Consider the following 9,507-nt stretch of genomic DNA (forward strand, 5'->3'; position numbering starts at 1 on the left):
GGGGTGGGCGGGGGCTGGACGATGGCCAGGGCCTCTTCGGCTTTTAGCTCCCCCCGAACCAGCTTGGAGAGGGTGTCTTGGCCGCCAGGGGTGTAGGTGATCTCGCGGGCGGCGCTGTTGAACACATTGCGGATGGGATCCCCTTTGCTGTCCACCAGTTCCAGCACCATCACATTGCGACCGGGCCTGAAGCCCTTCAGATAAAAAGACTCCCAGCGATCCAGCAGGCCAGATTGGCCGTTGAGGGTGTAGCGGATCCGCCAGTCCCGTGGCAAGTCACTCAACAGGCTCTCCCGCACCGGGGCATTGGCCAGCCAGAAATCCACCAAGATTGGCTCGGCCCCGTAGCTGCCTGTGGGGCGGTTGTAGGTGAGCAGGGGCAGTTGCGGCTGTGGTACGTACTCAGGGGTGGGAGCTAACACGTGAAAGCTGACCTGGGCATAGGCTTCAGAGTTTTTGAAGCTCTCGTGCCAGGGTTTGCCGGCAAACACCCGCAGAGTATGGGATCCCGGCTCCAAATCCTTGAAAACGAGGGGAGCATCGGCATCGTAATGGGCGATGTAGGGCCGGTTGTCCAGCACCACGTGCAGATGAGGGCCAAGACCCAATTGCGGATCTTGGAAAAGCGGATACCCTTGCACCGCGAAGCGAACGGTTACCTGCCGCTCTGGCAACACCTCACCTGGCTTGGGGCTGAGGATCTGAACTTGCGGGCGACAATACTGCAAATGGGCATCCAGCTTGGCAATCTCCGGGGGAACCGGCACGCGCTCTAGCTGGGGAAGCTGTTCCTGCGGGGGTTTAGGCGGGGATCCCCCACAAGAGGCCAAAACGAGGGCGGCCAACAGACAGATCCACCATCTCAACAACCCCCACCTTCTCAACCTGGCATTTCCCGCGTGTTCTTGCATGAGCCCTACATCCCAATGCTCTTTGTATCCTGCCGAGCCGCAGACAAGCCATCCCCACATTACCAGCATGTGTCCTTTGGGGAAGATCCCTTCCCCCGCCCTAGAATGGGATCAACTGGCCTGGCTCAAGCCGGGTCGGAGACACTTTTGAGGTCGTGTATGGCTCTGTTGGCGATAACAGCTCTTGCGGGCATGGATCTGGCCCAGTGGCAAGCTCTGCTCAACAACGTGGCGTTTGCCATTTCTCTGGGGGCCATGCTGTTCTACTGGGGTGGGGCAGCTTTTCCCCAGGTGCAGCTTTTGGCCGAATTGGGCCTAGCGGGGATGATCGGGGCAAACTTGACGATGGCCGCCCTGTTGACGGCCCGCTGGATCGATGCAGGCTACTTCCCCTTGAGTAATCTGTACGAGTCTTTGTTTTTCCTGGCCTGGGGGATCACCGCTTTGCATTTGGTGGCCCTCTACTGGAGCCGCAGCCGCTGGGTGGGGGTCATGACTGCCCCAGTTGTGACCGGGATCGTGGCCTTTGCTGCCTTGGTGCTGCCGGAAGATATGCAGGTAGCCCAGCCCCTCGTGCCGGCTTTGCAATCCAACTGGCTGATGATGCACGTGACTGTGATGTTGCTGGCCTACGCGGCGCTGCTGGTGGGATCCCTTCTCTCCATCAGCTTTCTCATCGTCACTCGCGGTCAGGAAGTGCATCTCAAGGGCAACTCCCTCGGCCTGCAATTTCGCCCTCCCCAACCCCAGACCCATCCCGAATGGGCGGAAGCCACCCTGCCTTCCCCGGCTTCAGAACTGGCCTACGCCGGCCTCCGCTCCCCCCGTCCTGCCCCCTCGTCGGCTGAGCTCCCTCCCCAACCGGCCCCAGAAGGGATCCCCTGGCAACGGCTGAGCCTGGCAGAAATCTTGGACAACACCAGCTACCGGCTGATCGGGCTGGGGTTCCCCCTGCTCACCATCGGCATTATTGCCGGCGCCGTTTGGGCCAACGAAGCCTGGGGTACCTACTGGAGCTGGGATCCGAAAGAAACCTGGGCTTTAATTACCTGGTTGGTCTTCGCTGCCTATTTGCATGCCCGCATCACCAAAGGCTGGCAAGGCAGACGCCCCGCCCTCTTGGCCAGCTTGGGTTTTGGAGTGGTTTGGGTATGTTACCTGGGGGTCAACTTTCTGGGCAAAGGCTTACACAGTTATGGCTGGTTTTTCTGAGGGAATTTTTCTCAAAAACCGGCCCGAGTTTATGGGTATTCTGGTGCTGGCAAGCCGTAGTGGATCCCTTCGAGGAGAAAAACGATGCGACTGTTCAACTACCTGATCTTGTTTTCAGCCCTCCTGGCCATTGCCCTCTTTGCCATGCAAAACGCCACCCCGGTCACGGTTACTTTTGCCCCCGGCGTCAGCGTTGAAAGCCCTCTGGTGATGGAACTTCTGGCATCTGCCGGGATTGGGGCCGCCCTCGCCTGGCTGTATAGCCTCTGGATGCGCGTACAGTTCAGCATCGAAGCCCGGGAAAAAAATCGGCAACTGCAGGAGAAGGAGGTCACCATCACCGAACTCAAGGAAATGGTGGTGGAGCTGGAAGCCAAAGTGAAGCAACTGCCTCCCAGCAAGCGTGCCGAACCCCAAGAGGACATCCAGGATGTGAAAGAAGTGGCCACCGAGGGATCCCCTGCCTAAAATTCCCAGGTTGACCCACAGGCCGTTGAGGTAGAATTGAACTTCTACTTGCCCCTCTCCCTAGCTCATACTTCCTATGCAGGTTATCCAAGAAAAACGCCCTGGCAGCCGGGTCGGTCTCAAAATCGTGGTAGAAGCCGACCGGGTGAAGCGCTCCTACGAAAAAACCTTGCGTCAACTGGAGCAGAATATCCAAATTCCGGGATTCCGCAAGGGCAAGGCCCCCCGCAATCTTGTTGTGCGGCAGGTGGGCCGCGAGCGCATCATGGCCAGTGCTGTGGATGACCTGATCAGCGAGGCCATTCAACAGGCTTTCAAGGAAGCTCAGCTCACCCCCATCAGTCGGTTCGAGCTGGATGATGAGGTGGGTCAGCTCTTGGCTCAGTTCAACCCCGAAGCAGACTTCAGCTTCTCAGGATATGTTGAGGTGTACCCCGAAGCCCGCGTTGGCCAATACAAAGGGCTGACCGTTACGGCAACCCGTGTTGACGTCAAGCCTGAGCAAATTGACCAGCTCATCGACCGATGGCGGGATCAGCGGGCCACCCTCTTGCCGGTAGAAGATCGGCCTGCTCAGTTGGGGGATGTGGTGGTGATCGATTTTGAGGCCCGCGATGCAGAAGGCAATCCCCTCGACGAGATGACCACCCAGGACTTCCAGCTGGAACTCAAGGAAGACAACTTCATCCCCGGTTTTGTGGCGGGCATCGTGGGCATGCAGCTCGACGAAACCAAGGAGATCGCAGCCACCTTCCCCGACGACTACTTCAGAAAAGAGTTGGCCGGGAAAACGGTTACCTTCACTGTCTGCCTGAGGGAGATCAAGGCCAAAGAGCTGCCCGAATTGGATGATGCCTTTGTGCAAGAGATCAGCAGCTTTCAAACGGTGGCCGAACTGCGGGAGCACTTGCAAAAGCGCCTCGAACAGGATGCCCTGATACAATCCGAGGAGAACCTGGAAACCGCCATCCTCAACGCCATCTTGGAGACTACTGAGGTGGATTTGCCGGAAACCCTCATCGAACAAGAAACGACACAACTGCTGGCCCAGAGTCTCCAGGCCCTGCGGCAGGAAGGCATCAAGCCGGGGGAGCTCCGTAAGTTCTTGTCCGAGTTGCCTCCCGAAACCCTTAACCAGTTGAAAGAGCGCCACCGACCCGAAGCCATCGACCGGCTGCGGCGCACCTTGGCCCTGAACGCCATCGTTCGGCAAGAGCAAATTGCCGTAGGTTCCACGGAGTTGGACGTGGAGGTGGAAGAGGTGATGGCGGCCTATGCCCAGCAAGGCCAAAAGCTGGATCGGGAACGAGTACGCCAAGCCGTCTATGAAGGCTTGCTGACCGACAAGGTGATGGCTTGGCTGAAGTCTCAGACCACGGTCAACTGGGTCGATAGCGAGGGGAATCCAACCCAGGCGCCCACTTCTTTGGCAGGCTCGGAGGAGAAGGTTGAAGTGCCAGAGGCCGAGTTTGAGGCCGATGAGCCAGAAGCAGAGGTATCTGGGATCCCTGAGGCAATTGAATCCTCATCAGAGACGGCTACGGGGGCGGAAACGGATGGAGAAGCTGCAGCTGCGGAAGCCGAGCCAGCTACAGAAAAGGCTGTAGAAGCATCCCCTGCTGAAACCGTCTCAGCCTCTGCGGCAGAGGCAACGCTCCCAGTTGAGGAGAAAGCGGCAGAGACCGCTACAGAGATCCCGGCAGCAGAAAAGCCCAAGCCGAGCAAAAAGGACAAAAAAGGCAAGTGAATGCGCTGGGGATTTTCTGGCTGAGGGCATTTCCTTCAAAAGCAAGGGGGCGCAGCCCCTAGTGTTCCAAGTCGCAAAAAATAGATATCTACCACTGCTGGCAGTGGCAAAGGGGAGCGTTTAGGGTTTATCCTATTCGCAACATCTGCAAGAGGGCAGGCTGCCATGAAGGGATTTGCGCGCGTACTTGGGGCTTGGGGGATCCTCACCCTGATCGCCGGGATCTCGCCCGGCAGCGCTGTGGGCCAATCGGCCTTGCCTCCTGTGCCCATCATGCCCTCGGATCCCCAAGGTTCGTTTCCCGATCCAGGGATCCCGGCAGCCCCTTCGCCTCCCCGTGAGCCGGTCGGGCTGGATCTCCGCCATCTGGTGGGATTGTTCATCAACGAGTCCTTGGGTGCAGGCAACCAAGCTGCTGCGGTTAGTTACAACGACCTCTACACCCGCCTGTTGGCCCGAAGCTACGGGGATCCCCGCCCCTCTATTGAGGTGGAGTACGAGTTCATTCAAGAGATCCTGCGGGAGTATGGGGATCCCGCCGATCGCTTCTGGGATCCGCAAGCTTTTAAGGACTTGCTCAACCGTCCCCGTCCTCCCGTACAAGCCCGCGGGATTGGCCCGCGCCAGGTTTATTTGGCAGTGCCGGATCTCACCCCGGCCACGGCTCAGCAGATCCGCCAAACCCTCTACACCCAAGACTACAGCCAGGGCATTGTCCTCGACCTGCGCGGCTCGGTGGGCTACGACCCCCAAGTGGTGGCCGATGTGGCGCGCCTGTTTTTGCCCCGCTCCGTCCAGCCGCTGCTGATTACCGAAGACCGATTTGGGCAGCCCACCCTCTGGAACAGCGAAAATCTGCCCATTGCCGCCGGGATCCCGTTGGCCGTTCTGGTGGATGGCAACACCCGCCAGGGGGCCACCCTCCTGGCTGCCCAGTTGGGAACCAGCGGCAGCACCCTCATTTTGGGGCAGCCCACCCAGGGCAGCGAACGACAAACCCGCTTCTTTGCCCTTCCCTCCGGCGCGGCGGTGGAACTGGCCGTGGCCACCTGGAAAACAGGGGATGGTCGCTCTTTGGAGCGGGGTCTGGTGCCCTTGCAGACCGTGGAAGGAGATGACAATGCTTGGCTGAATGCCGGCCTGCAAGCGCTGGCCTTGCCCCCCCGGCGACCTGCCCTGCCCCCACGGCCTACAGTGCTGGTGCAAGAGGGCCGAGTCGGTCGCTTTGAGCTGGGCATGGATACCCGCAACGTGGATACCCACCTGCTGGGCAATGTCGATCAGATCCCAGCGGCCTCTGGAGCCAATGTGTTTCAGCCCAACAGCGACCTGAAGATCTTTTACCTACAAGACTACATCCTCTTCACCTACCGTCATCCGGGCATTGTGGATAGCTTTTTCGCCAACCGCATCTACACAACCCACCCGGAAGCCATGACCGGTGAAGGGATCCGCATTGGTTCCACCTACTCAGAAGTGATCGCCGTTTACGGCGGGCCCGGCGAGAACGGCTACAACGAGGTGGTACCCTATCCCAAGGGGAGCCGAGAGTATCTGCGCGACGACCGCTACTACGTCAACTACGATGCCCTGGGCCTGGCCTTTGCCTTTGAGGTGGGATCCAACCAGGTCACGGCCATTGGCCTGTTCAAGCCGGGGAGCTGAAGGCGAGGGCAACTGGGGAATCTCTGTTGGCTTGCCAGAGGGTTCGGGGATCCCGCCCATCTCCACGTTGTCCCCTGCCGGAGAAAAGTTAATCGATTGTTAACGTTTTTGTCCTGATCCCTCAACAGTGCCCGGAGCGATGCGGTAGATTAGTGCAGCAGCCCCCGCAAAGGGGATTTTTTGTGCCATCTACGGACTGTAGGAGAAGCTCTTGGCAAACGTCGTGGTTGTCGGTGCCCAGTGGGGCGATGAAGGAAAAGGGAAGATCACCGACCTCCTCAGTGAAAAGGCCCATGTGGTCGTCCGCTATCAAGGTGGGGTGAATGCAGGGCATACCCTGGTGGTGGGGGGCCAAACCTTCAAGCTACACTTGATCCCCTCTGGCATTCTCTACCCCGACAAACGCTGCATCATCGCCAGCGGCACGGTGATCGATCCCGAGGTTCTGCTGGCCGAGATCGACCAACTGCATCAATTGGGCATTTCCACCGACAACCTGTTCATTGCCGAAACGGCCCACGTCACCCTGCCCTACCACCGGGTCATTGACATCGCAGAAGAGGAGCGGCGTGGCATTTACCGGCTGGGCACCACCGGCCGGGGCATTGGCCCCACCTATGCCGACAAGGCCGAGCGCATGGGCATTCGCGTCGTGGACTTGATGTACCCTGACCAGCTGCGGGAGCGCCTCAGTTGGGCCATTCCCTACAAAAATGTCTTGCTGGAAAAGATCTATAACTTGCCGCCCTTGGATCCCGAGCCAATTATCGAGCAATACCTGGCCTATGCCGAGCGGCTGCGCCCCTATGTTACCGACGCTGCTCTGCTTCTCACCCAAGCAATCGAAGATCGGGAGAACATCCTGTTTGAAGGGGCTCAGGGCACCCTGTTGGATCTCGACTACGGCACCTACCCCTACGTCACCTCCTCCCATCCCATTGCCGGTGGCGCTTGTATTGGCGCTGGGATCGGCCCCACCAGTATTGACCGGGTGATCGGGGTGGCCAAAGCCTATACCACCCGCGTTGGCGAAGGCCCTTTCCCCACCGAGCTCAAAGATGAGATCGGGGCGTACCTGGGGGCAACCGGTGCTGAATTCGGCACCACCACAGGGCGACAACGGCGCTGCGGCTGGTTTGACGGGGTAATTGGGCGCTACGCGGTGCGAATCAATGGCCTAGACTGCCTGGCCATCACCAAACTGGATGTGCTGGATGGCTTGGATGAGATCAAGGTGTGCGTGGCCTACGAGTACCAGGGGCGGGAAATTCGTCACTTTCCCAGCGATGCCCGGGTTTTCGCCCAGTGCAAACCCATCTACGAAACCCTGCCGGGCTGGAAATGTTCCACCAAAGATTGCCGCTCCATCCAAGACTTGCCCCCCGAAGCCCATGATTACCTGAAGTTTTTGGCACAGTTGATGCAGGTGCCGATTGCCATTGTTTCTCTGGGGGCCAGCCGCGACCAGACGATTATCGTCGAGGATCCCATCCACGGCCCCAAACGTGCCCTTCTCTACCCCAATGGTGGCAAGCGCGTCCACGCCCTCATGCCCGACTGAGTGGGCTCAAGAACAATTGGGAACAAGGGCAATCATAGGGCAATCATTAACAATGTAGTGATCAAATGCTCAGTAATGATCAATGTGAGTTAAGTTATGGTCATTTCAGGTTAGGGTGAAACGCCTAAGCTACGGAGAAAAGCCTTCCGGCCCTGTGCGTTCAACGTCTTAGGTGTGGATGCAGTGTCCTAGTTTATAGTCATTTAAGAGGGAATAAAACTGTTCCGTTGTCTTGCTTCCCAGCTCCTCACTGCCGAGCGAATAGGAAGCGTCTTAATCTAACTTGAAATGACTCTAATGGTTTGAGAAAAACAATATTGCCGCAGTTGGGCCAGTTCTACCTCACTGAGATCTTGCCACTGGCCAGGAGCAAGCCCCGCCAGAGAGAGGGGCCCCAGTCCAACCCGAACCAACCGCAAAGTTGGGATCCCAACAGCAGCAGTCATGCGGCGCACCTGACGATTGCGACCCTCCCGCAGCGTCAGTTCCAGCCAGGTGGTGGGGATGGAGCGGCGAAAGCGGATGGGGGGATCCCGTGGCGGCAGGGTGGGTTCCTCAGCCAAGACCTTAACCTGGGCCGGGCGCGTTTTTCGCCCTTGGATGATCAGCCCCTGTTGCAGCTGTTGCAGGGCTTGGGGGGTGGGGATCCCTTCCACCTGAACCCAGTAGATGCGCTCATGGCCGAACTTGGGATCGATCAAGCGGGCATTGAGGCGACCATCATCGGTCAGCAGGAGCAGCCCTTCGCTGTCGCGATCCAGTCGCCCCACCGGATAAACCCTGGGCACCGGGATAAAAGACTGGAGGGTGGGCCGTCCCTCTCGGTCGGTGAATTGGGTGAGCACGCCATAAGGCTTGTAGAACTTGAGATAGCGCATGACACACAAAACAACAAAACTGTGAACCCAACCTTTCCAATCTTTAAGATTTGGCAGAAAGATTTGGCAGAGCGGCTTCAACGGTAAGATCAAGCCTTAAGGAGCAATATCCCTCCATCGCCAGCAGCGTTTGACGGAGCTCAACCCATGACCATAGACAACAACTTACTCTGGGTTTTGGTTGGAACAGCGGGGCTCTCTCTCCTCAGCCTGGTGTACGTGCTGGTGGATGAGGGCAACAAACGTCGCCGCTACGAACAGCAAAAGGAAAAAGAAGCTGCTCAGCCACCTGCGGTTGTTCCTGCAGAAGAAGCCGGGATCCCAGCTGCACCTCCTCCTTCTGCTCCTGAACCTGTTGCTGCTCAGCCCGCTTCAGCGCCACACACTGCTGACGGGTTCCCAGAAGCGTCGCGTAGCGATGACGAGGAGCCAGAAACCTCCCCGGAAGCGGTTCGCGCCAGCAGGACAGAGTCCTTGCCCAGCCCTGAGGACTCTGCTCTCCCCAAGGAGCCGGATACAGGGCCTAACCCCGCAGAGGAAATGCCGAAAGATACCCCATAACAGTTTTTTTCGGTTCTGGGGAAGTTCTGGGGATAGATGGGATCCCCATCCCGCAAGAGGGGAGCTTCATGCCCTCATCAGGGTTTGCTCTCCGTAGCGCAGCATCATCTCCAAAGCCGCGAGACGGTTGCCCCAAACTTGAACTCGATAGGGGTTGCGCAGAGATTCCAGCCGCATCCAAGTGGCAAGATTGGTTTTCAAGTTGCCCAGTTGCTGACGGGCTTGTTCCAGGGCTTCCGGGGTGGGATCCGCTGCCAAGGCCGCCAGGGATCCCTGCACCCGCTCTATTTGCTCCATCCATTGGCTGTGCTCCCACAACCCCAACCGTTTCTGCTCGAGCAAAAACATCCACTCCTGCCGCAGCGCCTGGAAGCGATCCCGAACAGCCCCAAAGGGATCCCGATAGGGAATGCGAGTCGAGGCAATGGCGGAGGACGTAAACTACCCGGCTCCGACCGCTAAGCGGTACGGAGCGGGCTTTCAGTAGCCCTGAGCCTGTTCTGC

Annotated in this window: 8 protein-coding genes and 1 pseudogene; 6 read left to right on the forward strand and 3 right to left on the reverse strand. The window is 58.6% G+C overall.

The window, feature by feature from the left end:
• Nucleotides 1-866: pseudogene (locus NW839_RS00705) on the reverse strand (hypothetical protein); the annotation flags it as partial.
• A gap of 237 nt (nt 867-1,103) precedes the next feature.
• Here NW839_RS00705 and ccsB point away from each other — a divergent pair.
• The 5 genes from ccsB to NW839_RS00730 all read left to right on the forward strand — a co-directional run bounded on the left by ccsB (nt 1,104) and on the right by NW839_RS00730 (nt 7,564).
• Nucleotides 1,104-2,123: a c-type cytochrome biogenesis protein CcsB gene (ccsB, locus tag NW839_RS00710; RefSeq protein ID WP_414329299.1), complete on the forward strand. Its 1,020-nt coding sequence runs from the start codon at nt 1,104-1,106 to the stop codon at nt 2,121-2,123.
• An 84-nt stretch (nt 2,124-2,207) separates the two neighbouring features.
• Nucleotides 2,208-2,591: a lipopolysaccharide assembly LapA domain-containing protein gene (locus tag NW839_RS00715; protein WP_011431755.1), complete on the forward strand. Its 384-nt coding sequence runs from the start codon at nt 2,208-2,210 to the stop codon at nt 2,589-2,591.
• Nucleotides 2,592-2,667: 76 nt separating this feature from the next.
• The gene (gene tig, locus NW839_RS00720) at nt 2,668-4,338 is read left to right on the forward strand and encodes a trigger factor (protein ID WP_414351692.1); all 1,671 of its coding nucleotides are present in this window, start codon (nt 2,668-2,670) and stop codon (nt 4,336-4,338) included.
• A gap of 165 nt (nt 4,339-4,503) precedes the next feature.
• On the forward strand, nt 4,504-6,003 hold the full coding sequence (locus NW839_RS00725) for a S41 family peptidase (RefSeq protein WP_414351690.1): 1,500 nt from the start codon (nt 4,504-4,506) through the stop codon (nt 6,001-6,003).
• A 211-nt stretch (nt 6,004-6,214) separates the two neighbouring features.
• Nucleotides 6,215-7,564 carry an adenylosuccinate synthase gene (locus NW839_RS00730; protein WP_414332548.1) on the forward strand — a complete coding sequence of 450 codons (1,350 nt, stop codon included), beginning with the start codon at nt 6,215-6,217 and terminating at the stop codon, nt 7,562-7,564.
• 278 nt (nt 7,565-7,842) lie between these two features.
• Here the strand turns inward: NW839_RS00730 and NW839_RS00735 are convergent, their stop codons facing one another.
• Nucleotides 7,843-8,442, reverse strand: coding sequence for a pseudouridine synthase (locus tag NW839_RS00735; protein ID WP_041436950.1), 600 nt, complete (start codon nt 8,440-8,442; stop codon nt 7,843-7,845).
• 147 nt (nt 8,443-8,589) lie between these two features.
• On the opposite strand from NW839_RS00735, the gene NW839_RS00740 reads away from it, so the two are divergent.
• Nucleotides 8,590-9,003, forward strand: a complete 414-nt coding sequence (locus NW839_RS00740; protein WP_414351687.1) for a hypothetical protein — start codon at nt 8,590-8,592, stop codon at nt 9,001-9,003.
• A 66-nt stretch (nt 9,004-9,069) separates the two neighbouring features.
• On the opposite strand, the gene NW839_RS00745 is transcribed toward NW839_RS00740, so the two are convergent.
• Nucleotides 9,070-9,351, reverse strand: coding sequence for a hypothetical protein (locus tag NW839_RS00745; RefSeq protein WP_414343807.1), 282 nt, complete (start codon nt 9,349-9,351; stop codon nt 9,070-9,072).
• Between the last annotated feature and the right edge of the window lie 156 nt (nt 9,352-9,507).

The sequence above is a fragment of the Synechococcus sp. R5-15 genome (genome assembly GCF_047462035.1).
Taxonomy (GTDB): Bacteria; Cyanobacteriota; Cyanobacteriia; order Thermostichales; family Thermostichaceae; genus Thermostichus.